Genomic DNA, 22286 nt, shown 5'->3' with positions numbered 1-22286 from the left:
CGTCACCTCGCGGCCCGCGACCTCCTGCGGAAGAGGGCGGGCAGGCCCGGCGTCGTCACGAAGCCCTCCGCCCGGCCGCAGGCCAGTGCGATCCGCAGCAGTTCGCCGCTCTTCTGGAAGAGGATGTAGCGGGGCTCCCAGATCGGCCGGTACTTGGCGTTGGCCCGGTACAGCGACTCGATCTGCCACCAGCGGGAGAAGAACCCGAGGACGGCGCGCCACAGCCGCAGCACGGGCCCGGCGCCGAGCCGGTCCCCGCGCTCGAAGACCGACCGGAACATCGCGAAGTTCAGCGAGACCCGGGCGAGGCCCACCTCGTCGGCCCGCCGCAGGAGTCCGATGACCATGAACTCCATGAGCCCGTTGTCGCCGGCGCGGTCCCGGCGCATCAGGTCGAGGGAGAGCCCTTCGCGCCCCCAGGGGACGAAGCTGAGCAGCGCGCGCAGTTCGCCGTCCGCGTCGTGGCACTCGACCATCACGCAGCGCCCGTCGTCCGGTGCGCCGAGTCTGCCGAGCGCCATCGAGAACCCGCGCTCGGTCGCCCCGTCGCGCCAGCGGTCGGCGTCGGCCACCAGGCGGGCCGTCTCCGGCTCGGGGATGTCCTCGTGGCGGCGGATACGCACGGTGTATCCGGCGCGCTCGACCCGGTTGTACGCCTGCCTGACCCCGCGCATCGCGCGCCCTTCGAGGGTGAAGTCCGCGACCTCGACGACGGCCTCGTCGCCCAGTTCGAGGGCGTTCAGACCGTGCCGTGCGTAGATCACGCCCGCTTCCTCGGAGGCCCCCATGACGGCCGGGACCCACGCGTGTTCACGGGCCTCGGCCAGCCAGGCGTCGATCGCGCCCGGCCACGCCTCGGGGTCTCCGACGGGGTCGCCGGAGGCCAGGGAGACACCGCCGACCACGCGGTAGGTCACCGCCGCTTTCCCGCTCGGGGAGAAGACGGCCGCCTTGTCGCGGCGCAGGGCGAAGTAGCCCAGGGAATCGCGCTCGCCGTGCCGGTCCAGGAGGGCGCGCAGCCGGTTCTCGTCGTCCTCGGTGAGCACCACCCGGCCCCTCGGGCTGCGGAACGCCACGTACAGGACGCTCAGGAACAGCAGGGCCGCCGTCACGTTGAGGGTGCCGTCGACCCAGCCGGGGACCTCGATGAGGCGGGATGCCTTCTCGGTGGGATCCAGGGTGACGAAGCGGGCCAGGACGTAGCCGAGCCGGTCGGACAGGCTCGCTCCCGTGGCGGTGCCGGTCGCCCCCACCAGCGCCACGCCCAGCGCGCTGCCGAGGACCAAGCCGCCGGCCAGGGTCGCGAGCGCCGTCCGGGGGTTGGAGCGGTCGCCCTTCGACGTGAACTCCCGGCGCCCCACGATCAGGGCCAGCAGGAAGAGGGCGGTGAGCGCGGCGGAGGCCCAGTTCATCCAGTGGTGGCCGAAGTCGACGTCCTCGTCGGGCACGAACAGGAAGAGGGCCATCCCCGTCAGGGTCAGCGCGGCCAGGACCGTGTTGACGATCCACGCCGCACGCTTGCGCCTGCGCATCGCCACGGCCAGCCACAGCGCGAGGATCGCCGACACCAGGCCGGCGGTGAGCAGGTACGGGGTGAAGTACTCGCCCTCGTCGTACCGCCGCAGCCGGTCGTGCAGGGGGACGGAGAGCACCGCCAGGACGTTGAGCAGGGCCATGGCACGCAGGTACCAGACGGCGGCCGAGGCTGCCGCCCGGCGGTATCGGGGCGGTTTCACGGTTGTCGTGGGCGGGGTGGTCTGTGCGGTCACGTCTACGACATTCGCGAAAGTCCGGAGCAATCGGCATCCGGCAACCGGGGGCACGTACCCCGCCGGGTGGCGGGGGATGACCGGCCACCTGCCGGATACCGGCGGACCGGGGCGTCGGCGAGGTTGGAGACACACACCCCCACCGGCAAGGAGAACGTCATGAGTGTTTCGCTGTCCAAGGGCGGCAACGTCTCGCTGAGCAAGGAGGCGCCGGGGCTGACGGCCGTACGCGTCGCCCTCGGCTGGGACGTCCGCACCACCACGGGCGCCGACTACGACCTCGACGCGAGCGCGCTGCTGTGCGGCGAGAACGGCAGGGTCCTGTCCAACGCGCACTTCGTCTTCTACAACAACCTCAAGAGCCCGGACGGCTCCGTCGTGCACACCGGCGACAACCTGACCGGTGAGGGCGACGGCGACGACGAGGTCATCGAGGTGAACCTCGCCGCCGTCCCCGCCGAGGTCGCGAAGATCGTCTTCCCCGTCTCCATCCACGACGCCGCCGCCCGCGCGCAGAGCTTCGGGCAGGTGCGCCAGGCCTACATCCGGGTCGTGAACCAGGCGGGCGGGGCCGAGATCGCCCGCTACGACCTCAGCGAGGACGCCGCGTCCGAGACCGCGATGGTCTTCGGCGAGCTGTACCGGCACGGCGCGGAGTGGAAGTTCCGCGCCGTCGGCCAGGGCTACGCGTCCGGTCTGGGCGGGATCGCCCAGGACTTCGGCGTCGACGTCTGACCTCTTGTTCTCTATCTGCTCCGGGAGTTCCTCATGTCCATCACCCTCACCAAGGGCCAGACCATCAGCCTGGCCAAGTCCGACACCACCCCCCTCACCTGCGTACGCATGGGCCTGGGCTGGCAGGCGCGGCCCCGCAAGGGGTTCTTCGGGAAGCTGATGGGTCCCGCCGAGATCGACCTCGACGCGTCCGCGGTCCTCTACTCGGGCCGGACCGTCGTGGAGGTCGTCTTCTTCCAGCACCTCGTCTCCACCTTCGGCGCGGTCAAGCACTCCGGCGACAACCGCACGGGCGGGGAGGGGACCGGGGACGACGAGGCCATCACCGTCGACTTCACGCGGCTGCTGTCCGAGGTGGACCAGATCGTCTTCACCGTCAACTCCTTCACCGGGGTGACCTTCGACGAGGTGGACAACGCGTACTGCCGCCTCGTCGACGAGAACACCGGCGCGGAACTCGCCCGCTACACGCTCTCCGGCGGGGGCTCCCACACCGCGCAGATCATGGCCAAGTTCTCCCGCACGGACGCCGGCTGGCAGCTGGCCGCCCTCGGCGAACCCGCCTCCGGGGCGACGTTCCAGTACCTGCTGCCCGCCATCGACCGTCATCTGTGACGCGTCTACCGGAAGCCGAGATGCGGATCGCAGCCGGTCAACTCGCCGCTGGCGGCCCACAGTTGAGCGGCGACGGACGGGTCGGCCATGTGGGAGGGGACGGGCTCGCGCCGTGGTGTGCCGCGCAGGCCGAAGACCCTCGGACCCCACAACTGCCCTCCCCGCACCCGCGGATCGAGGACGGCACGGACGACCGGCCACGCCCCCGCGTCCTTGCCCTGCACCAGCAGCCCGGCGGGCAACGCGCGCAGCCGCTCGCCGGGAGTGGTCACGCTGACCGGCGGGCGGGACGGGGTGAGGGCGTCCAGCGCGCCGCCGGGGTGCGCCACCACGCTGAGCGCCGTGCTGCCGACGGCCCGCAGACGGCGGTCGAGTTCGAAGCCGAAGGACATCTGCGCCAGCTTCGACCGGCCGTAGGTGCGCTTGGGCCGGTAGTCCCGGGCCGACTGGAGATCGTCCAGGTCCAGCCGCTCGGACCGCGCGGCGAAGCTGCCCACCGTCACGACGCGGCCCGCCGAGGCGGACAGCAGGGGGGCCAGTCGCTGGGTGAGCGCGAAGTGGCCGAGGTGGTTGGTGGCGAACATCAACTCGTGGCCGTCCGCGGTCTCTTGGCGCGGTGGGTCGTCGAGCGCGATCCCCGCGTTGTGGACCACCGCGTCGAGTCGATCGAGGTCCAGCCCGTTCAATGACGACAGGTCGGCGAGGTCGAGCCGGAGGTGCCGTACGTGCGCGCCGGGGACGTGGGAGCGGATCGAGGTCATGGCGGCGTCGGCCTTCGTACCGTCCCGGCTGCCGAGGACGACGACGGCACCGGTGCCGGCGAGCTGCTCCGCGACGAAGTAGCCGATCCCGGCGTTGCCTCCGGTGACGAGGAAGGTCTTGCCCTCGGCGGGCGGCAGGCGGTGGACGTCCCATGGGGGGCGCTGGGAAGACATGGTGGCGGGCTCCTTGTGGTCGGGGGTGGCTCCGACCAAGCTCGCATCCGCCGCCGACAGACCGCCGACAGACTTCCGACATGCGCCGGGGCTGTGCCGACGGGGTGAATTGGGTGGGTCCGACCGAGGGGATCGGTGCGTAGGGAGGATTCGCGGGGGGTGTCCCGTGCTCGAATTCCCCCGGCTTTGCTCACGGATCGTTGGGACGGTGTCTGCGGTGAAGAGTTTTCGGCGCGTTGCTCTGGTCGGTTCGGCTTTGCTGGCCTGCGTGGCGCTTGCTCCGTCGGCGGCGGGTAGGGATGCGGGGTGGAATTCCGCTACCGCGACGTTCTACGGCGGCGCCGACGCCTCGGGGACCATGGGGGGTGCCTGCGGCTACGGCAACCTGTACGACCGTGGCATCGGCATCATGAGTACGGCGGTCAGCACGGCTCTCTTCAATGACGGCGCGGCCTGCGGGGCTCGGTACAAGGTCCGATGTGCGGAGAGCCGCAGCTCGTACTGCATTCCGGGAGCTGAGGTCACGGTGACGGTCACCAACCTCTGTCCCCCGAACTGGGCGCTCCCCTCTAACAATGGGGGGTGGTGCAACCCGCCGCGTCAACACTTCGACCTCTCTCAGCCGGCCTTCGAGAAGATCGCGAAAATCTCGGCGGGCATCGCGCCCATCGAGTACAGCGAAGCGGACACCGACAGGAATACGCCACTCAAGTTCACGATGAATGGACGTGACTTCTTCAACCTGGTCCTCGTCGACTCCAACTCGCGATGGGGTACCAAGCAGGTGTTGATCAAGGGCAGTAGGACCAGCTGGTTGCCGATGACGCGTAACTGGGGTGCGAACTGGCAGTCGTTGGAATCCCTCAGGGGCCAGTCCCTCAGCTTCAGGGTGACCGACACCCACAACCGCACCGTGACCGCCACGAACGTCATCCCCGCGAACTGGAGCTACGGCCTGACCTATGCGGCACCCGGGTTCTGAGCAGCCGTTCGACGTTGGCCCCGGCCGGGTGACTGGCCGGGGCCGGTTTGTTATCGGCGGTGTGTGCCGAACTCGCACCACACCACCTTGCCCGGGTTCCTGCGCTCCGCGCCCCACTTGTCCGCCAGCGTCGCGACGAGCAGCAGGCCTCGGCCGCCGTCCTCCCTCGGCACGGGGACGATCGGCAGCGTGCCGTCACCACTGTCGTGGACCTCGACCCTGACGCCGGCGTCTCCGTGCGGGCGGAGGCGGAGCAGGAAGAAGCGGCCCGGGGGGACGCCGTACAGGAGGGCGTTCGTGGTGAGTTCGCTGACGCACAGGAGGACGTCGTCGAGGGGGGCGCGGGTGTTCCAGGTGGTCAGGGTGGTGCGGGTGAAGTCCCGGGCGGCGGGGATGGAGCGGCGGGAGCGGGAGTAGAGGCGTTCGCGGGTGGTGGGGAGGTGGGTTTCCACGTTCATGGGACGAGGGTTGCGAGTGGTGGAGATCATGTGGCAGTGACGCAGCTGGTACATCGCGTTTGTACCGGCCCGCACCAGTGAGAAACGCCGAACGGGTGGGGAGTTGGGCGGCATGGGAGCGAAGAAGCCCCGGCGTAATGCCACGGCACACAAGATGGTCGGTTCCGCGCTGGCCGCCCTCCGGCACAAGGCCGGGTACACGCAGGAATCGCTAGCACAAGCGTTCCGTATCAGTCTGGGCAGCCTGTCGTCGTATGAGCAAGGGAGACGGCCACTTCCACAGGACATCGCGGAAAAACTCGACGACTTCCTCGACACGGGTGGGGTGTTGACCAGGCTGGTCAAGAATCTGCCCGAGGCGGACCTGCTGGAGTTGTGGGCGAACGAGTTCCTCACGGAGGAGATGAGGGCCATCTTCATCTCCTGGTTCGAGGTGCATGTGATCCCTGGCCTGCTCCAGACGGACCGGTACGCCCACGCGATATTCCGGTGCCGTCTACCGGCGTTCAGCGAGGAGAAGTTCGCGGAGGCGGTGGCGGAGCGCGCCGAGCGCCGGGGGATCCTGCATCGGGACGAGCCGCCGATCTCGACCTTCGTGATCTGGGAGCCCGCGCTGCGGATGCCGGTCGGAGGGCGAGAAGTCTGGCTGGAGCAGTTGCGGTACATCCGAGAGTGCTGCGATCTGCCCAACTGCACCATTCAGATTCTGCCGTTGGACAGGCCGGGGCACGCTGGTCTCGACGGGCCGTTCGTCCTGCTGGAGACGCCCGACAACGACCGGCTCGCCTACATGGACAGCCAGAAGGGCAACCAGCTGATCGCAGATCTGAAAGACATTGCGGTGCTCACCCAGAGGTATGGGATGCTGCGTTCACAGGCCCTCAGCCCCGACGATACGAGGGCTCAGTTGGACCAGATGCTTGGAGAGCAAGAGCGATGAGCAACACGGTACTTCGGTGGGTCAAGTCGAGTTACAGCAATCCTGATGGTGCCGCCTGCGTCGAGGTCGCCTGCCATTGGGTCAAGTCGAGCTACAGCACCGACGAGGGCGCCAACTGCGTCGAGGTTGCCACCCACACCGCCGCGATCCACATCCGCGACTCCAAGACCCCCGAAGCGCCGTACCTCACCATCGCCCCCACCACCTGGACCGCGTTCCTCCACAGCACCGCCAGCTGATGAAGTCGAGCAGCGGTGGCGCCACAGGGCAGCCGAGAGCTCGGAGGGGTCGAGCCGGATGAGCATCCGGATGTGGACCTACCGGTAGAGGAAGGTCTCGCCGGAGCCGGTTCGTCTGATCCCCATGGATTCGATGGATTTGTCGCGGTCTTGGCGTCGGTCGAACTCACGCAGCGCCTCCACGCCGGACGGCGGGAGAAGGTGGGCTACTTGGGCGATGAGACCAGGAAGCGGAGTGCCGATCAGGGACGCGCTGTCATTGATCGCGGCGAGCGCGAACAGGTTGTCGTGCGGGTCCTCGAGATGCACCTCTGCCAGGCCTACGGCGACGAGTCCGTGGCGCAACGGTTCGGGGGAACGGGTTCTGACCGATACGGACGCCATGCGCTGACCATAGGCACTCAGTACCGCTGCGGCCCGCCGGTCCATGCCGTCCATAACCCTCCGCCGGAGCGGATCCGGACCGCTCGCGTATGCGGAGACGAAATCCCCTACCTCGGAATCCAGTTCGTGCGGAATCCTGACTCTCAGGTATCCGTTGAATCGTCTGTCCTTGAAGCGCGACGGACTGACTTGCGGGCCGCTCATTTCATGGTCATGTTCTCGGCGGGACAAGGTAATCTCCACTCCACCGGTATCCGGCTTGCAGGAGTTGCTGGATCTCGCGAGCGAATACGGTGGGTTCCACGCGTTCATCGTTCCAATAGGTACCTGAGGTGGGGGTTCCGACGTACACCGTGCCGCGGTGGTTGATGATGCTCTGGATCCATGCGTCATTTTTGCCCAGGGTCCAGGGGTCGGCAATGAGCTTCCTGTAGCCCGGCCACTCACCGGCAACGCTTGTGTCAGGAAGGCGCCCGATGACAGGTATGCCCTGGCTGGGATGCCAGGCCTCACCGGGGCCAAGGACGTCTGTCGCTACATTCGGCGGCGCCCACTGGTAGCCGGTGCCGTCGACCACGGCACGCGGTTCGCCCAGTCCGCCGCGGCCAAGTCCGCTGAACGCGCCGCCAAGAGCACCGAGCAGCAGGTCGCCAGGGGTGACCGGTTCGCATAGGGCGGTGTCGAATGCCCAGGCATAGGCGGCGCCGACGCCAGCGTTTACCGTGGCGGAGGTCACGGTGGCCGCGGTGGTGCCCGCTTCGAGGCCCAGGAATTCCACAGCAGCGGCGCCCGAGGCGGGCATGAAGAGGCCGGCGCCGATGCCGTAGAGCGCGCTCTTTCCGGCGGCCCTGCCGAGGCCGCTCCAGCTGAAGTCGTTCTGGTGGCTGAGGGTATAGCTGATGCCGCCGAAGACGCCTCCGACGATGCCGCCGACCGCCGCACTCACGCATGCGGGGCAGGCACCGGAGGGGTCAGTGAGCGTGGTCGGGTCGTCGTCGGCGTACGCATACGCCGAGATGGCCGGTTCAGCCAGGGAGCTTCCGGCGGGGTCGGTGCTGGTGAATCGGCCGGTGCTCGGGTCGTAGGTGCGGGCCCGGAGCTGATAGCCGAGTGCCGTGCCTGCGGGGTCCTGGTACTGGCCGGTGTAGGCGAAGGGGTTGGCGGGCGCGCTGGTGGTCAGTGCGGTTGTCTTGGTGGTGCCGTAGGCGTCGTACGCGTAGGTGTACTGGTCGACCCCGGCCGCGCTCGTCAGGTCGGTGACGGAGCCGGACAGGTCGTGGTGGTCGTAGAAGTTCCCAGCGCTTGTGTGGAGCAGCTCGGGTTCGCCGAGCGGGTCGTAGCGGTAGTCGGCGATCAGCGTGCCGGAGCCATTAGTCTCGTCTGAGACCTGGGGCAGCGGGTTGTTGACATCCCAGTGGGTGATGCGGGAGAGAGTGCCGTCGGTGCGGGTCGTGGTGCGGTTGCCGGTGGCGTCGTAGGTGTAGGCGTAAGCGTGAGAGCCGACGGTGGCGGTGGTGAGCTGTCCGGCGGCGTTGTAGGCGAAGGTGTTCGCGCCTGCGGTGGTCTGGGCGCCGTCGGCGTTGTATTTGTAGGGCGTGGTGGTGGAGCCGGTGGTGCTGGAGGTCAGTTCGTCGGCCGCGTCGTAGGCGTAGGACGTGCTGGTGGTGGCGGCCGAGGTGCTGGCCGCCTTGGTGAGGCGGTTGCCGACCTTGTCGTAGGTGTAGGTGTTCTTCGACGAGCCGGTGGGGCAGCCGGTGGAGCCTGAAGGGGCGGTGCACTCGGACAGCAGCCGGCCGTTGGCGTCGTAGCCGTAACTGGTCGGCGGCGCGGTCGTGCCGCTCCGTACGGGCGACACGGTGATGAGCCGGCCGTTCACGTCCCGGGTGGCGGTCCAACTTGTCAGAGTGGCAGTGGAGTTGGCCGATCCGATGGTGGCGAGCCGTCCGGCCCGGTCGTAGGTGCGCGACTCTGTATATCCGTTGGCCGTGGGGAGTGTGGTGGTGAGCAGGTTTCCGGCGGCGTCGTACGTGTGCCTGACGGTGGCCGAGTGCGCGGTCTGGGCCGTGATCTCGTCGTCGGAGTTGTAGGTGAAGGTGGCCTTGGTGCCGTCCGGGTAGGTCCGGGCGGTCACGTCGCCGTCGTCGTCGTAGGTGTAGGTGAACGGCGTGGTGCTGCCGGGGACGGAGAGGGTGAGCAGTCGGCCCGAGCCGTCGTAGGTCGCGGTGCGGCTGCCGGTGGCGTCGGTGACGCCGGTGACCTGGCCTGCCGCGTCGTAGGTGTAGGCGGTGGCGGTGGTGCCGTCGCTGTAGGTCGTTCCGGTCGGCAGGCCTCTGCCGTTGTAGGAGGTGGTGATTGTCTGGCCACGGGCGTTGGTCGTGATGGTCGGGTTGCCGTCCACGTCGTAGGCCTGGGAGACGCTGCGGCTGAGGGGGTCGGTGGTTTTCGTCAGGCGGTGGGCGACGTCGTAGGTGTAGCGGGTGGTGTGATTGTCGGCGTCGGTACGGCTGGTGATGCCACCGAAGGAGTCGTAGGTGTACGCGGTCACGCCAGCGTCGGGCGCGGTGACCGAGGTGAGGCGGCTTGCGGCGTCGTAGGCGTAGGCGGTGGCCTTGCCGAGAGCGTCGGTCGCGCTGGTGATGTTGCCGTCGGCGTCGTAGGAGCGGTGCGCGGTGGCGCCGGTCGGATCGGTGACGCCGGTCGGGTTCCCGGCGGCGTCGTAGGCGTACGTCCACGTGTAGTCAGCCGGGGTGGCGCCGGAGACGTTGCCGCGGGGATCGGTCGCGGTGAGGCGGCGGCCGTCGTCGTCCACCGTGTAGGTCGTCTTTCCGCCGAGCGGTGAGGTGACGGAGACCAGGTCGTGGTCGGCGTCGTAACCGTAGACGGTGGAGTAGGAGCGCCCGCCGGTGATCTTGGTGTTGTTGTTGGTGTCGTCGTACGTGAAGCCGGTGTTGTCGCCTTCGGGGCGGGTGATCTTGGTGTTGTTGTTGGTGTCGTCGTAGGTGTACGCGGTCGCCCTGCCCAGCGGATCCGTGATGGTCACCGGTCTGCGGTCCGCGTCGTATGCGGTGGCGGTGGCGGCCCCAGACGGATCGGTGACCGTGACTCGTTCGCCAGCGCTGTTGTAGCCGTACTTCCAGGTGTAGTTGGCCGCGTTGGCCCCGGAGACATTGCCGCGCGGGGCGACCATGGAGACCAGTTGGTGGGCCTTGTCGTAGGTGTACTTCGTGGTGGCGCCCAGCGGGTCCGTGACGGAGGCGACCAGGCCGGCGGTGTTGTAGGCGCGGGAGGTGGTCTCGCCGCCCGGGCCCGTGACGGTAGTCATGCGATCGGCCGCGTCGTAGGCGTAGGCCGTGACGGCGCCGAGCGGGTCGGTGGCTGAGGTGAGATTGTGCGCCGCGTCGTAGGCGTACGTGGTCTTCTTGCCGCGCGCGGTGGTGATCGAGGTGACGGCGTCCGCGTCGTCGTACGTGGAGGTGGTGGCGTGGCCGAGCGGGTCGGTGCTGGTCAGGCGTCTACCCGAGGAGTCGTAGGTGTAGCTGGTCCGCTCGTTCAGTGGGGAGGTGACGGAGGTGAGGTTCCCGGCCGTGTCATAGCCGTACGACGTGGTCTTGCCGCGAGGCGTCGTTGCCGAGGAGACGAGGCCCATCGTGGTGGTGTACGTCAGGCTCGTCACTCCGCCTGCCGGGTCCGTGACCGAGGTCAGGTGGCCTGCGGTGTCGTAGCTGTACGTCGTCTTCTTCGCGCGCCCGTCGGTGTGGCTGGCGACGTTTCCGGAGGCATAGGTCCACTTCTCCGTCGTGCTGGGCGTCGCATGAGTGATCAGGTGGCCCGACGCGTCGTAGTCGTAAGTGGTGTGGTCGCCGAGCGGGTCGAGGACGGAGGTGCGGTTGCCGTAGCCGTCGTAACCGAAGTAGGTCCGGTTGCCGAAGGGGTCGTAACGGGCCGTCAGCAGGCTGCCGGCGTACAGGTCGCTCCACACCCCGCCGTCCGAAGCGGTGATGTCGGTTTCCCCGGACCGGTACGCGAACGTGCTCGCCGAACCCGTGGCGTCTGTCTGCGTGACGACCCGGCCCGAGGAGTCATAGCCGTTGCTTACGACGTCGTGGCCGCGCGGGTCGTTGATCTTCGAGAGCCGACCGGCGGCATCGTAGGAGTAGGTCGTGGTTCCGCCGACGAGATCGGTAACCGTCGACAGTCGGCCACTGGAGTAGCCGTAGTCGACATGCCGTCCGTCCGCCAGGGTGGCCTTGGCCAGCTTGCCGCCGCTGTACGACAGGGTCACCGTTCGTCCGGCCGGGTCCGTGATGGTCACCGGCAGGCCGCCGGAGTAGGTGAAGGTCAGTCCCTGGCCGGACCGGTCCTTCCGGCTGGCGAGCAGGCCCGTGGTGGTGAAGGTGAGGACCTGGCCCTCCAGCGTGGTCAAGGTGTAGCCGCCGCCTGAGACCGCTGTCAGGGTCGATCGGGCCAGGACCGGCGTCGTGAACGTGCCGCTCGATGTCTTCGTGTAGGTGAACCGGGCCCCGTTCTCGTCGCGGACGGTGACGTTGCCGTCAGCGGCTACGGTCAGGGAGACCTCCCAGGGCAGGGTCCAGCCCGCGCCGAGAGCACCTGACGTGGTGTCGTTCGAGGAATAGCCGCGTGACAGGGCGAAGGGCACGCCTGCGGCGGGCACCGTAGCGTCGGTGAACGACTCGGTGAACGCGCCCGTTGCGGTGTTCACTGGGTCGCAGTCCAGCGCCTGTGGACGGACCGCTCCGGAGGCGGTGCCGCCGCATTGGCTGCCATAGGCCTGTGCGACCTCTATGGCGGAGAGAGTGTGGGCGTTGACGGCCCTTCCGCCGGACGTTCCGCCGGAATTCGTCACGGTGCCGACCACATTGAGACCGACGTACCTGGTGCCACCCGTGGGGCAATTCGCGGGCACGGTGTACATCGTGGAGACCCGGGGCGGAGTCGGCGTTGGGCCGCCGTTGCTCGTGTTGAGCCGCGTGAAGTACGAGTGAGCTGTCACGACTTGGCCGTTGTCGATGGTGACGTTCGAGCCGCATCCGGAGAGCTCCCAAGTGACGTGCACCTGGTACGTCACGTCCAGATAGGTCCCGCTCGTCGAGTCCCAGCCGTCGACCGAGTTCCAGATGTTCGCGCTCAGTGTCAATGTTTCGCCGGGAATGACCGCGCCTGTGTTGAACGAACCTGGCGAGACCTCGGTGTTGGACCAGGACCGCGGATCGCCGGCCGGTCCCGCCATCACCACGTTGTCCGGTACGCCCCACATGCTGGTGTCGGCGGTCACGGCCTCCGAGGTATCCGTCGAATGACCTGGCATCTCGGCGGCTTTGCTGACGGTCTTGCGGAGCGACGCCTCGGAAGGGTGGCCCCCGCGCAGGGACACTGCCTTCGTCGCGGTCGAACCGGTCGCACGGTCGCGCGCGACTTCCATGCGACGTTGCGAGAGCGACATCGCGTGCTGTGGTTCCACAGGGGTGGGCTTGGCCGACGTGAAGGATCTGTCACCGGCGGAGGTCGCGGTAGCTGCTACAGCAGGCACGGCCGTGATCATGCTCGCCAGCACGGCGAGAACAACTCCCGATCTGAGCAGACCAAACCGACGCACGTTCACAACTCGGCCCCCCTGGGCCCGGCGTGACGAGACAGTAGACCGATCATGGACACGCCAGAGTGAATGCTTTCCTGCCGGGTTTGCGAGGTCAACGCCCATGGCGTCGAGTCAGTCGAAGACGCACCTTTTCGGCCGAGTGGCGGAGGCCGGAGCGTAGGCCGTCGAATCTTCTCCTGCTCCCACTTGGGGCTTTCAAGTGGAGCAATTTGCCCTTTGATTGCCATTTTTGTGCTCGCGGCAATCGCCTGCGCGGAACCGGGAACGTTTCATTTCAGGGATTCGATCAATTATGGCCGTCCATTCGTCGGATATCGTTCTTGAATTGTCCAAAACCGTTCCGGTATTGCAGGTGAAGTTTGCGATGCGCTATGGGAAATCTGGCTCCTTGATCCCACGTGGCCGTCGACTGACATCCGTGGGGCCCGCCCAGGGCCCCGGCGTTTGCCCGGGTCGTCCGGTTTGATCATGTGATGCCGTAGAGGCTGAGGACGAGGGTGCGTTCGGTGTGGGCTCGGCGGCCGGCGGCGGTGTTGACGTACCCGGCAAGCTTGAGCGCACCGCGGATCAGGTCGCGGACGGCGGCGAGGACTGAGGGCGTGTTGTGGGTCCTGACCTGGGACTTGTCCTCGTTGAAGGTCACATCCCGACACCAGTGGACGGTGTTCTCCACGGTCCAGTGCCCGCGAGCCCATGAAGCGATCTCGGCGGCACTCGCTTCCTCGGCGGGCAGGTCGGTGATGGCGTAGACGGTCTCGCTGGACCACTTCTTCGCTCCGTAGAGACGGCGTCTGCGCTGGATGCGCAGGACCTGGGCCGCGTGGGGAAAGAGCAGGCCGTTGACGGTGACGACCTGGACGAGACGCTGTTCGTGGCGGCCGTGGCCGCGGGCGTCGTCACGGTGGATGACGGGGATCTCCTTCCAGGGCAGGGCGTGGAGCTGACGGGCTTGGCCGCGCTGGTTGTTCTTGATGGTCAGCAGGTAGTGGGCGCCGCGTTCGTGCAGGTAGGTGGCGTGGTCGCGTTGGGCGTGGAGGGCGTCGGCGGTGACGACGGCCCCCTTGAGATCGGCGTCGTCGAGCTGGTCGAGCAGGGGTTGGAACTCGGGGATTTCGTTGGTCTTCGCGCCGATCTCGCGGGAGGCGAGGGTGATGCCGTCGCCGTGCCGGACGGCGGAGAGCACGAAGACGCGGCTGCCGTCCGGGCGCTTCGCACTGCGCAGGCACTTGCCGTCCACCGCGATGGCCCGGCGCCGGGAGCGCACCGGTTCGGCGCGGGCGGCCGCCCGGTGGGCGCGGCGCTGTTCGCGTTCGATGCCGCCGTCGGGCATGAGCGGCTCGGGAGAGTGGGACACCGTGGACAGCAGGGGCCGCAGGTGGTCGTAGCCGGCCGCGCTGACCTCACCGGGATCGAGCCGCCCCAGAACGGTGCGCAAGGTCTTCTCGCTCGGGATCCGGTAGCGGCCGCGCAACGGATGGTAGGGCAGACCGAAAGCGGCCAGTTCCTCAGGCGTCGCACGTCGGCACCACTCCGCCGCCGCGGTGATGGAGTCATGGCCCGCCGGGGTCATCGCACAGACCACCAGGGCCAGCAGCGAGGAGACCCGGTAGCGCACCCCGCACGCCCCGCGAGGATCGGTGACCGACTCGAACTCGGCAACCAGGCCGCGGACTTGGTCTCGCGCGGCATCCGAGCCGAGGGCCTCCAGGCGGGGCGCCGGAGAGACGGGAACGACGGCAGGGGATGATGGAGGAACGAACACGGCACCTTCGTGGATCTTGCAGCGTAGAGAACTCCATGATCCACAGGTGCCGTGTTCATCTGCTTCCGAGGCCCGCCAGCATGATCAACCGGCCCAGGCCGGGGCGATCCGGGCAAACGCCGGGGCCCTGGGGGCCCGCCGTGAGGACCGAGTGGTCATGGCCGGGCGAGTTCCGTCTCTTCCGCGCGCACCGGCCGCTGCGCCAAGCTCCTCGCGGCGATCCAGGCGAGCAGCCCGACGGCAGCGGTCAGGGCGCCGCCCGCCGCGAAGGACGGCCCGGGGGCGCGCTCCAGCAGCGTGGGCAGCAGCAGCATGCTGCTCATACTGGCGACGTGCAGCTTGACCGAGTCGGCGGTGAACAACCTCAGCCGCTCAGGCCCCGGCAGGGCGCCGATCTCCGCGTTGAGGCCGATCGAGGTCAGCGGTACCAGCGCGCCCATGGACGCGGTCACGGCCACGACCTCCAGGAGGCTGCCGCTGAGGGCCAACGCGGCCAGCAGCAGCCCCCGTACCGTCCACATCAGGCAGTACACGCCCGGGAAGCGGCCCGGCAGGGACACGTTCCCGGCCAGCAGATTGCCCGCCACGGCGCCGATCCCTATTGCGGACAGCACCACCGCGTACGCCCCGGCGCCGAGGTGCAGCCGACCGGTCAGCCAGACGGGGACGCCGATGGTGAGCGCGGTCGAGAAGAACTCCCCAACGCCGCCGAGCGCGAGCGCGCACCCGATCCCCGGATGCGCCCGCAGCACCGCGAGCGCCCGGGGCGCGGCTGCCTCGGTGTCTTCGCGTGTGGGCCCCGTCGGTCGGGGTGCCGTGGTCCGGCCGAGCCAGGCGAAGGCCGTGGCGGACACGGCGAAGGTGGCGGCGTCCAGCAGGAACAGCCTCTCGGCGGGCATGAAGGCCAGCAGCACCGCGGCCGACCCGGGGCCGAGGAACCAGGTGAGCCGGTTGGAGATGTCCATCAGCCCTGTCACCTGCCGTACCCGGTCCTTGTCCACCAGGCCCGGGACCAGGGCTGACAGGCTCGGGCCGGTCAGCGCGTCACAGGTCCCGATCAAGGCGATGACGATCAGCACGCCGGCCAGGCCGAGCGACTGCCACAGCCACGGCATCGCGCTCACCACGACGACCTGCACCGCCTCCACCGCGGCGAGTGCGCGGAACGCGGCGAAGCGTGCGATCAGCTTCCGGCCGAACGTGCCGATCAGCAGGTGCGGCACCGACTCGACCACCACGACCAGGCCCATCGCGACCGCGCCGGATCTCTGCCAGGCCGTCCAGGCCAGGGCGAGGGTGAAGAAGCGGTCGCCGAAGACGGACAGTGTCTCGGCGAGCCACAGGACCAGGACGGGGCGCTGCCGCAGCAGGCTCACGTAGCTCACCCGCGTGACTGTAGGGGGCGGGCGGGTGACACGAGGCGTGTTAGGCCGCTCCTCCGTCGAAGGCGGTAACTCTGCGGGCGGGGCAGGGGTTCGGCAGGCTGCCGTGGTACGTCGCTGAGGCTCAGCTCTCCTCAGGGGTCGCGTCCGTCGGCTTGCGTTCCGCGACGTACGTTCCCCGCTGGGGCACGGTGAAGACCCACCCCTCCTCGCGGAGGTACTTCACCGCGTTGCGGACGGTCGCTCGGGCCACCCCGAAGCGCTGGGTCAGCGTGGACTCGGACGGGATCTTGCGGTTCACCTCGATGCTGCCGCTCTTGATCTCCGCGATGAGCAGCGCGGCGATCTGCTGGTACACCGGCGTCGGGGCCTCGTGGTCGATCTCAGACATATGGCCAGCGTAGACAACTGGCCATGTTGTCGTTCGCTGCTAAACGAGCATAAACTTCGATGGACCTACGTATACAAGTTGGGTTAGTGTGCGGGGACGACAAGACCCCGGCGACGGAGGCGGCTGGTCCCCGCCTTGATCCGTCCCGGGGCATGGCCGACAGCTGAAAAGGAGCTGACGACATGCGCGATTTTATCGTGCGCACCCTCTCCCGCGCCCTCTGCAACCTCGTCCCCCGACGCCGCCCCGGACGCCACAGCGCCACCCACCTCACCCTCGCTCCCGGACCCGTCATCCCGGTAAGCCCCTGGTCACGCCCCTGGACCTCGCCGTCCAAGGAGGAAGCCGCGGAGATCTTCCGCCGTCAAGCGGAGGAGGCGGAGCTTCAGCGGGAGCGACGCCGGGCGGCCGAGCCGGTGGGGGTGGTCGTGTGAACCTCGACCGCGTGACCGGAGGTCCCGAAGGGTTCCGGTCCCCGTCTTCCGGCCCCGCTGACTACCCTGGAACCATGACCACACGGGAAGAGCTTCACGCGCTCATTGACCGCGTGCCTGACAACGACATCGACGCCGTGGCGCAGAGCCTGCGGCCGTTCATAGGGTCCACCGACCGTCCGGGACGTCCCTCGTTCATCGGGATGGGCCGTTCCGGGCACTCGGACACGTCGGCCCGCGCGGACGAGATCCTCCGGGAGACGGGGTTCGGCGAGTGATCGTGGTGGACACGGGCCCCCTCGTGGCCCTCGCGGACGCCGACGACGCCTACCATGCCGCGTGTGTCCGCTGGTACGACACCGTCCACCCACGCAACCTCGTGATCCCGGCACCGGTCCTCGCCGAAGCCTGTCACCTCATCGGCACCCGGTGCGGCGCCCAGGTCGAAGCGGCCTTCCTCGACGCGCTCGCGGCCGGGGACCTCGGTACGGTCACGAGCGTCATGCCCGAGGACATCCGGCGCATGGCCCACCTCGTACGCCAATACGCCGACCTGCCGCTAGGCGGCACCGACGCCTGTGTCGTCGCGATTGCGGAACGGTGGCAGACCAAGCAGGTCGCGACCGTCGACCGCCGCCACTTCACCGTCGTACGCCCCTCTCACGTACCCGCGTTCGAGCTGCTCCCCCAGAACCTGTAGCCCCCTGGACCACGCACCCCCTACCGTGGCGCCATGAGCAACCACCCCGACGCACCTGTCCCTCCCTTCGAACCCCCCTACTACGTCTCCGTGTTCACCACCATCCGCGCCCAGGACCAGCAGGACTACGCCGAAACCAGCGCCCGGATGGAGGAGTTGGTGAAGGGCATCCCTGGGTACCTGGGCATGGATCACGCGCAGACGCCTGGTGGGCTCGGGATCACCGTCGGGTATTTCCGGGACGGTGAGGCGCTCGCCGCGTGGCGGGGTGATGAGGAGCATCGGGCCGCGCAGAAGCGGGGGCGGGCGCAGTGGTACGAGAGTTACTCGTTGCATATTGCCAAGGTGGAGCGGAGTAGTGGGTTCACGCGGGGATAGACGTGGGCCGGACCGCGAACGGGCGGAACATCGCCCGGAGGGTTTCGTGGTCCGGGGTCCAAGGGGTGCCGGGGTGCGTGCGGGTGAAGTGCTGGGGGTTGTTGAGGAAGGGGACGTAGACGCCTAGGGCCAGGTCCAGGAGGGGGTCCATGTCCACGGGTGTGTAAGTGGGGGGCTGGGCCTGGCAGTTGGCGAACAGTGCCGTGAGGAGCGCGCCCGTTGAAGGGGGTGTGGGGTTCGTCAGGTGGTGGATGCCCGTCACGCCCTGGGCGCTCAACTCGTGGGCCTCGGCCACCACATGGTCGACGGGGACGATGTTGAAGGGCTCATCGGGCAGCGCCCGCACGCAGGGGCGAACCGTGGGCGGCACCGCCCGGTAGTACGCCGCGAGCAGTTGCTGGATCTTGTACGCCCCGCTCGGCGTCCCGGGATACGCCAACGTCCCGCTGTGCCCCACGACCACCGACGGCCGCAGCACCCGTACGGGCATGTCCCGCACCTCCGACACCACCCGCTCAGCGGCGATCTTGCTCAACTCGTACGGCGTCCGCGCCGCCGAGGGCGACGCTGGGACCTCCCCGATCGCGCCGGTCGCCGTACCCGCGACGTACGCCGTACTCAGGTAGTTGAACCCCTCGGCGCCGGCGGCGCGCGCCAACTCCAGTAGCCGGCGCGTGCCTTGGACGTTGGTGCGGAAGGTCGTGCGCCAGGTGGAGCGGCGGAAGTGGAGGACGGCGGCGGAGTGCCAGACCTCGACGCGGGCCCTCCCCAGCGGGAACGGCGTCGTGAGGTCGCCCTCCACGACCCGGGTACGTCTCAACGCCCCTGCGAGCAACTGGGGTTCGACCCCGTACGCCGACGCCGCGCGTCTCAGCGTGTCGTGCAGACGCGACCCCGGCGCCCGGACCAGGCACACGAACTCGTCGTCCGTATGCTCCGCCAGTCGGAGTAGAAGTGCCGCGCCGATCAGGCCGGTTGATCCGGTGATGACGTGAGTCTTGGACATCAGTGCTCCCAACTGCGCAGAACCAGGGCCGTGTTGTGGCCCCCGAAACCGAAGGAGTGGCTGACGGCGATCGCGGGTGAGGCGGTGCGGGCGGTGGTCACGAGGTCGAGGTCGGCTGCGTCGGGCGTCAACAGACCGGCGATCGGAGGGACTTGGCCGTACGACAGGGTCAGCGCCGTCAGTGCCGCCTCCACCGCCCCCGCAGCGCCGAGGAGATGCCCCAGCGCCCCCTTCGCGGAGGTCACCGAGGGCCCGTGCGGAAAGCAGCGGGCGATCACAGCGGCCTCCGCCTTGTCGTTCAACGGGGTGGACGTGCCATGGGAGTTGATGTGATCCACGTCCGAGGCGTCCACTCCAGCCGACGCCAACGCACCGCGCACCGCCCGCTCCGCCCCCCTCCCCGTCGGGTCCGGCGCCACAGCATGATGCGCGTCGCCACTCGCGCCGTACCCGGCGAGGACCGCGTACCCCCGCCGCCCCCGCCTCTGAGCGTCAACTACCCGCTCCAGCACGAGAATCCCGGCCCCCTCCCCCATCACGAACCCGTCCCGCGAGGCGTCGAAGGGCCGTGACTCCCCGCGCCGCGACAACGCCCCCATGCTGTCGAACCCGGCGATCCACAGGGGGTGGACGGCCGCGTCCGCGCCCCCGGCGAGGGCGACATCGCAGACGCCGTCCCGCAGTAACCCCATCGCCGTACCGATCGCCGTGGCCCCCGAAGCGCAGGCCGTGGAGACCCCGGAGACCGGCCCGCGCGCCCCGATCCGCAGGGCGACCTGTGCTGCGGCCATGTTGGGCAGGAACATCGGCACGAGGTACGGAGACACCTTGGCGCCGGACAACAGCCGCTCGTGCTGGCCGAGTTGGGACTCCGTCCCGCCGAACGCGGTCCCGACGACCACGGCGACCCGCTCACCGTCCCAGCCCCCGGGATCCAGCCCCGCATCGGCAAGGGCCTCGTCGGCGGCGGCGAGAGCGAACCGGGTGTGGCGGTCGTACTGCCAACTCTGCTTCAAGGACGGCGGGTCGGAGATCGTGCACGCGAACTCGGCGTTGAGGCCCTTGAGTTGAGGGACACGAGCCGCCGTCGCCCGCCCCTCAAGGACCGTACGCCACGTGGCCTCACGACCGGTGCCCCCCGGCGTCACCAGCCCGATTCCGGTGACCGCGACCTCAACTCCGTTCATTCCGCGCCTTCTCCACCAGTGCGGCCGTCGCCGCGACCGTCAGCCCGGGGTCCGCCTCCGTGTCCGGCAGGGCGATCGACCAGTGGTCGGAGAGGGTGACGAACAGCTCCACGACGGCGAGGGAGTCGAGGTCGAGGTCGGTGAACGTGGCTTCCGGTGTGGGGGAGTTGACGTCGAACTTCGTCGTCAGGAGGTGCACGAGGTGGTCGTACACGGGGGATTCGGTGGTTGTCATGGCAGGCTCCTTCTTCGGATCGGGCCAGGTCAGCGCGGCGGAGCCCCAGGTCAGGCCGCCGCCGAACGCGGTGAGGAGAGTGCGGGTGCCGGGCGGTACGGCGCGGCGCGCCACGACGTCCGCGAGGACCAGGGGGATGGAGGCGGCGGCCGTGTTGCCGACGTCGTGGATGTTGCCGTGGCGGTGCTCGGCGGCGATGCCGAGGCGGTCGGCGACGGCGTCGAGGATGCGTTGGTTGGCCTGGTGGCCGATGAAGGCACCAACGGAGCTTGTGGGCCAGTCGAGTTGGGCCAGCGTGCGGTGCGCCGAGGCCGTCATGCGGCGTACGGCCTGGCCGTACACCTCGCGGCCCTTCATCCGCAGGGTGTGTGCGGCCGTGCCGTCCAGTCGCGCCGGGTCGGGCCAGCGGGAGCCGCCCGCCTCGATCATCACGTGGTCCGCGCCGGTGCCGTCGCTGCCGAGGTCGGTGGCGAGGATCGCGCCGGGTTCGTCGCGGGTGCCGCTGCTCAGGACGACCGCGCCGGCGCCGTCGCCGAACAGGATCGCCGTGTTGCGGTCGGCGGGGTCGATGATCGTGGAGTACGTTTCCGCGCCGATGACCAGCGCGGAGGTGGCTGCGCCGGCGCGGATCCAGGCGTCTGCGGTGGCCAGGGCGTACACGAAGCCGGAGCAGACCGCTGCGAGGTCGAAGGCGGGGATGGTGCCCAGGCCGAGTCTGCTTGCCACTTCCGGGGCGGTGGCCGGGCAGGGGTGGTCCGGGGTTGTCGTTGCCAGGATGAGGAGTTGGGGTGGGGGGAGACCGGCGAGCGCTTGCTTCGCGGCTCCGGCCGCCAGGTCCCCCGTACTCGTACCGGGAGTGACATGGCGTCTGGCCGCGATACCCGTACGGGTCCGGATCCAGTCGTCCGAGGTGTTCAGGCCGCTCGCGACCAAGTCCTCGTTCGTCACGGTGAGTTCGGGAAGACAGGCGCCGACACCTCGGATCACCGAGGCGGGGGTGGGGGACATGCGATGACTCGCTCCGTGAGGGGGGTAACGCCGGGTTCCAGGAAAGCGGTTGTGGACACCGGGAGTCATCACTCACACGGGGGGCGGTCGGGGCGCCAAGGGAGGTGCGGCGGGTTCGTAGACTGCCGTCATGGCATGCCGGATCAGCGAACTCGTCATCGACTGCGTCGACCCCGAGGGGCTCGCCGCCTTCTGGGGGGACGTGCTCGGGTACGTCGAGGTGGGGCGGGAGGAGGACGGGAGCATCGAGATCGGGCCGCCGGGGACGGGGTTCGGGGGCCCGCAGCCGACACTCGTCCTCAGCCCGACCCACGACGCCCGTCCCGTGAAACTCCGCCTCCACATCGACGTGAGCCCTACGGACCGGGATCAACAGGCTGAGCTGGAGCGGCTGTTGGGGCTCGGGGCGCGGCATGCGGAGATCGGGCAGAGCGGGGAGGAGAGCTGGTATCCGCTGGTCGATCCTGAGGGGAACGAGTTCTGTTTGCTGCGGCGGCGGATCGCGCCATGACCTCAGTGAACAGCCTCGTCGCGTCGAGGCGTGATTTTTCTGCTTCTGTTCAGGCTGCCGAGCCCGATGCCCTGCGGGAGGCCGATGCTCTGCAAGAAGCTCAGTTGCTCGACTCGCGTGTGTGCCCGCTGACTTCGACGGCCGCGCTCCTCTTCGAGCTGCGTACCTCGTTGCAGTTCGACGCCGGGAACGCCGCGCTGCTCGTCGTGCGGGGGCTGCGTTCCTTCGCGTGGAGTTCCTCGGTGGTGCCGGTTCCGTTCGCGGCGTTGACCGTGGTGTCCGGGCTGCCCGATCCAGCTGCCGGCGTATTTCGCGCGAGGTTCGATTTCTTCCCTGCCGCGCGGCTTGAGGTCGTGGGCTCGCAGGCCGATTTCTACGTCCTGGAAGTGGACGGGATCGGCGATGTCCCGCCCGACTATTCGGGTACGGACCATGAGCGCATCGCGCGGGAACTGCCTTCGTGGTCCTCCCTGTGCCGGCCGGTCCAGGTGTCGACCGCCTAGCCTCACGCCGGTACCCCCCCTCCCGTGCACCACCCTGAAGTCACCTGGCACAACCCCCGTCATCCTCGCGAAGAATTTGCTGAAGTTCGTTGTCTCGCCGAAGCCCAGGAGGGAG

At 68.9% G+C, this 22286-nt stretch carries 22 protein-coding genes; 11 read left to right on the top strand and 11 right to left on the bottom strand.

What is annotated here, in order from left to right:
* Nucleotides 1-2 precede the first annotated feature (2 nt).
* Nucleotides 3-1769, bottom strand: a complete 1767-nt coding sequence (locus J8M50_RS02645) for a phosphatidylglycerol lysyltransferase domain-containing protein (RefSeq protein WP_050987214.1) — start codon at nt 1767-1769, stop codon at nt 3-5.
* 159 nt (nt 1770-1928) lie between these two features.
* Here J8M50_RS02645 and J8M50_RS02640 point away from each other — a divergent pair, with 159 nt between their 5' ends.
* Nucleotides 1929-2504 (top strand): TerD family protein, encoded by a 576-nt coding sequence (locus tag J8M50_RS02640; protein ID WP_010353364.1) that lies wholly within the window; start codon nt 1929-1931, stop codon nt 2502-2504.
* A 33-nt stretch (nt 2505-2537) separates the two neighbouring features.
* On the top strand, nt 2538-3119 hold the full coding sequence (locus J8M50_RS02635) for a TerD family protein (protein WP_010353363.1): 582 nt from the start codon (nt 2538-2540) through the stop codon (nt 3117-3119).
* A 5-nt stretch (nt 3120-3124) separates the two neighbouring features.
* On the opposite strand, the gene J8M50_RS02630 is transcribed toward J8M50_RS02635, so the two are convergent.
* Nucleotides 3125-4054 carry an SDR family NAD(P)-dependent oxidoreductase gene (locus tag J8M50_RS02630; RefSeq protein WP_010353362.1) on the bottom strand — a complete coding sequence of 310 codons (930 nt, stop codon included), beginning with the start codon at nt 4052-4054 and terminating at the stop codon, nt 3125-3127.
* Nucleotides 4055-4262: 208 nt separating this feature from the next.
* Here J8M50_RS02630 and J8M50_RS02625 point away from each other — a divergent pair, with 208 nt between their 5' ends.
* Nucleotides 4263-5036, top strand: a complete 774-nt coding sequence (locus J8M50_RS02625) for an RlpA-like double-psi beta-barrel domain-containing protein (protein WP_158002794.1) — start codon at nt 4263-4265, stop codon at nt 5034-5036.
* Between the two features lie 50 nt (nt 5037-5086).
* On the opposite strand, the gene J8M50_RS02620 is transcribed toward J8M50_RS02625, so the two are convergent.
* Entirely contained in the window at nt 5087-5494 is a 408-nt protein-coding gene (locus J8M50_RS02620) for an ATP-binding protein (RefSeq protein ID WP_010353360.1), read from the bottom strand.
* A gap of 112 nt (nt 5495-5606) precedes the next feature.
* Between J8M50_RS02620 and J8M50_RS02615 the strand changes: the two genes are divergently transcribed.
* Nucleotides 5607-6434, top strand: coding sequence for a helix-turn-helix domain-containing protein (locus J8M50_RS02615; RefSeq protein WP_029183803.1), 828 nt, complete (start codon nt 5607-5609; stop codon nt 6432-6434).
* On the top strand, nt 6431-6673 hold the full coding sequence (locus tag J8M50_RS02610) for a DUF397 domain-containing protein (RefSeq protein WP_010353358.1): 243 nt from the start codon (nt 6431-6433) through the stop codon (nt 6671-6673). The genes J8M50_RS02615 and J8M50_RS02610 overlap by 4 nt, the downstream gene beginning before the upstream one ends.
* A 78-nt stretch (nt 6674-6751) precedes the next feature.
* Here J8M50_RS02610 and J8M50_RS02605 read toward each other — a convergent pair whose 3' ends face one another.
* The 5 genes from J8M50_RS02605 to J8M50_RS02580 all read right to left on the bottom strand — a co-directional run bounded on the left by J8M50_RS02605 (nt 6752) and on the right by J8M50_RS02580 (nt 16209).
* Nucleotides 6752-7261 carry a hypothetical protein gene (locus J8M50_RS02605; protein WP_040836269.1) on the bottom strand — a complete coding sequence of 170 codons (510 nt, stop codon included), beginning with the start codon at nt 7259-7261 and terminating at the stop codon, nt 6752-6754.
* A gap of 7 nt (nt 7262-7268) precedes the next feature.
* A complete protein-coding gene (locus J8M50_RS48990) occupies nt 7269-12497 on the bottom strand; it encodes a DUF6531 domain-containing protein (RefSeq protein WP_050987213.1) in 5229 nt (1742 codons plus the stop codon).
* Between the two features lie 643 nt (nt 12498-13140).
* Nucleotides 13141-14436: an ISAs1-like element IS1629 family transposase gene (locus J8M50_RS02590; protein ID WP_006378747.1), complete on the bottom strand. Its 1296-nt coding sequence runs from the start codon at nt 14434-14436 to the stop codon at nt 13141-13143.
* 155 nt (nt 14437-14591) lie between these two features.
* Nucleotides 14592-15821 (bottom strand): MFS transporter, encoded by a 1230-nt coding sequence (locus tag J8M50_RS02585; protein WP_223786147.1) that lies wholly within the window; start codon nt 15819-15821, stop codon nt 14592-14594.
* Between the two features lie 121 nt (nt 15822-15942).
* Nucleotides 15943-16209 (bottom strand): GntR family transcriptional regulator, encoded by a 267-nt coding sequence (locus J8M50_RS02580; RefSeq protein ID WP_010353354.1) that lies wholly within the window; start codon nt 16207-16209, stop codon nt 15943-15945.
* 182 nt (nt 16210-16391) lie between these two features.
* Between J8M50_RS02580 and J8M50_RS02575 the strand changes: the two genes are divergently transcribed.
* From J8M50_RS02575 to J8M50_RS02560, 4 genes are all read left to right on the top strand, one after another.
* Nucleotides 16392-16643, top strand: a complete 252-nt coding sequence (locus J8M50_RS02575) for a hypothetical protein (RefSeq protein ID WP_010353353.1) — start codon at nt 16392-16394, stop codon at nt 16641-16643.
* Between the two features lie 74 nt (nt 16644-16717).
* A complete protein-coding gene (locus J8M50_RS02570; protein ID WP_010353352.1) occupies nt 16718-16921 on the top strand; it encodes a hypothetical protein in 204 nt (67 codons plus the stop codon).
* Nucleotides 16918-17343 carry a type II toxin-antitoxin system VapC family toxin gene (locus J8M50_RS02565; RefSeq protein WP_010353351.1) on the top strand — a complete coding sequence of 142 codons (426 nt, stop codon included), beginning with the start codon at nt 16918-16920 and terminating at the stop codon, nt 17341-17343. Before J8M50_RS02570 ends, J8M50_RS02565 begins: the two co-directional genes overlap by 4 nt.
* A gap of 33 nt (nt 17344-17376) precedes the next feature.
* A complete protein-coding gene (locus J8M50_RS02560) occupies nt 17377-17721 on the top strand; it encodes an antibiotic biosynthesis monooxygenase family protein (protein ID WP_029183802.1) in 345 nt (114 codons plus the stop codon).
* On the opposite strand, the gene J8M50_RS02555 is transcribed toward J8M50_RS02560, so the two are convergent.
* The 3 genes from J8M50_RS02555 to J8M50_RS02540 are packed head-to-tail and all read right to left on the bottom strand — an operon-like array spanning nt 17708 to nt 21157.
* A complete protein-coding gene (locus J8M50_RS02555; protein ID WP_010353349.1) occupies nt 17708-18727 on the bottom strand; it encodes an SDR family oxidoreductase in 1020 nt (339 codons plus the stop codon). The two genes, J8M50_RS02560 and J8M50_RS02555, sit on opposite strands and share 14 nt — an antisense overlap.
* Nucleotides 18727-19914 (bottom strand): beta-ketoacyl-[acyl-carrier-protein] synthase family protein, encoded by a 1188-nt coding sequence (locus J8M50_RS02550; RefSeq protein ID WP_010353348.1) that lies wholly within the window; start codon nt 19912-19914, stop codon nt 18727-18729. The genes J8M50_RS02555 and J8M50_RS02550 overlap by 1 nt, the downstream gene beginning before the upstream one ends.
* Nucleotides 19901-21157, bottom strand: a complete 1257-nt coding sequence (locus J8M50_RS02540; protein WP_010353347.1) for a beta-ketoacyl-ACP synthase 3 — start codon at nt 21155-21157, stop codon at nt 19901-19903. The genes J8M50_RS02550 and J8M50_RS02540 overlap by 14 nt, the downstream gene beginning before the upstream one ends.
* A 130-nt stretch (nt 21158-21287) precedes the next feature.
* Between J8M50_RS02540 and J8M50_RS02535 the strand changes: the two genes are divergently transcribed.
* A complete protein-coding gene (locus J8M50_RS02535) occupies nt 21288-21668 on the top strand; it encodes a VOC family protein (protein WP_010353346.1) in 381 nt (126 codons plus the stop codon).
* Entirely contained in the window at nt 21665-22171 is a 507-nt protein-coding gene (locus J8M50_RS02530; protein WP_010353345.1) for a hypothetical protein, read from the top strand. Before J8M50_RS02535 ends, J8M50_RS02530 begins: the two co-directional genes overlap by 4 nt.
* The last annotated feature ends 115 nt before the right edge of the window (nt 22172-22286 follow it).

This window comes from Streptomyces acidiscabies, assembly GCF_020010905.1.
In the GTDB taxonomy this organism is placed as follows: domain Bacteria; phylum Actinomycetota; class Actinomycetes; order Streptomycetales; family Streptomycetaceae; genus Streptomyces; species Streptomyces acidiscabies.
Note: the sequence above shows the minus strand (reverse complement) of the source record. Positions and strands in the feature narration are given on the sequence as shown.

Bases quoted from the DNA above. Each gene is read 5' to 3' on its own strand.
- J8M50_RS02640 (WP_010353364.1), top strand. From the start codon at position 1,929: ATGAGTGTTTCGCTGTCCAAGGGCGGCAACGTCTCGCTGAGCAAGGAG.
- J8M50_RS02635 (WP_010353363.1), top strand. From the start codon at position 2,538: ATGTCCATCACCCTCACCAAGGGCCAGACCATCAGCCTGGCCAAGTCC.
- J8M50_RS02630 (WP_010353362.1), bottom strand. From the start codon at position 4,054: ATGTCTTCCCAGCGCCCCCCATGGGACGTCCACCGCCTGCCGCCCGCC.
- J8M50_RS02620 (WP_010353360.1), bottom strand. From the start codon at position 5,494: ATGAACGTGGAAACCCACCTCCCCACCACCCGCGAACGCCTCTACTCC.
- J8M50_RS02615 (WP_029183803.1), top strand. From the start codon at position 5,607: ATGGGAGCGAAGAAGCCCCGGCGTAATGCCACGGCACACAAGATGGTC.
- J8M50_RS02610 (WP_010353358.1), top strand. From the start codon at position 6,431: ATGAGCAACACGGTACTTCGGTGGGTCAAGTCGAGTTACAGCAATCCT.
- J8M50_RS02605 (WP_040836269.1), bottom strand. From the start codon at position 7,261: ATGAGCGGCCCGCAAGTCAGTCCGTCGCGCTTCAAGGACAGACGATTC.
- J8M50_RS48990 (WP_050987213.1), bottom strand. From the start codon at position 12,497: ATGGAAGTCGCGCGCGACCGTGCGACCGGTTCGACCGCGACGAAGGCA.
- J8M50_RS02580 (WP_010353354.1), bottom strand. From the start codon at position 16,209: ATGTCTGAGATCGACCACGAGGCCCCGACGCCGGTGTACCAGCAGATC.
- J8M50_RS02575 (WP_010353353.1), top strand. From the start codon at position 16,392: ATGCGCGATTTTATCGTGCGCACCCTCTCCCGCGCCCTCTGCAACCTC.
- J8M50_RS02570 (WP_010353352.1), top strand. From the start codon at position 16,718: ATGACCACACGGGAAGAGCTTCACGCGCTCATTGACCGCGTGCCTGAC.
- J8M50_RS02560 (WP_029183802.1), top strand. From the start codon at position 17,377: ATGAGCAACCACCCCGACGCACCTGTCCCTCCCTTCGAACCCCCCTAC.
- J8M50_RS02555 (WP_010353349.1), bottom strand. From the start codon at position 18,727: ATGTCCAAGACTCACGTCATCACCGGATCAACCGGCCTGATCGGCGCG.
- J8M50_RS02550 (WP_010353348.1), bottom strand. From the start codon at position 19,914: ATGAACGGAGTTGAGGTCGCGGTCACCGGAATCGGGCTGGTGACGCCG.
- J8M50_RS02540 (WP_010353347.1), bottom strand. From the start codon at position 21,157: ATGTCCCCCACCCCCGCCTCGGTGATCCGAGGTGTCGGCGCCTGTCTT.
- J8M50_RS02535 (WP_010353346.1), top strand. From the start codon at position 21,288: ATGGCATGCCGGATCAGCGAACTCGTCATCGACTGCGTCGACCCCGAG.
- J8M50_RS02530 (WP_010353345.1), top strand. From the start codon at position 21,665: ATGACCTCAGTGAACAGCCTCGTCGCGTCGAGGCGTGATTTTTCTGCT.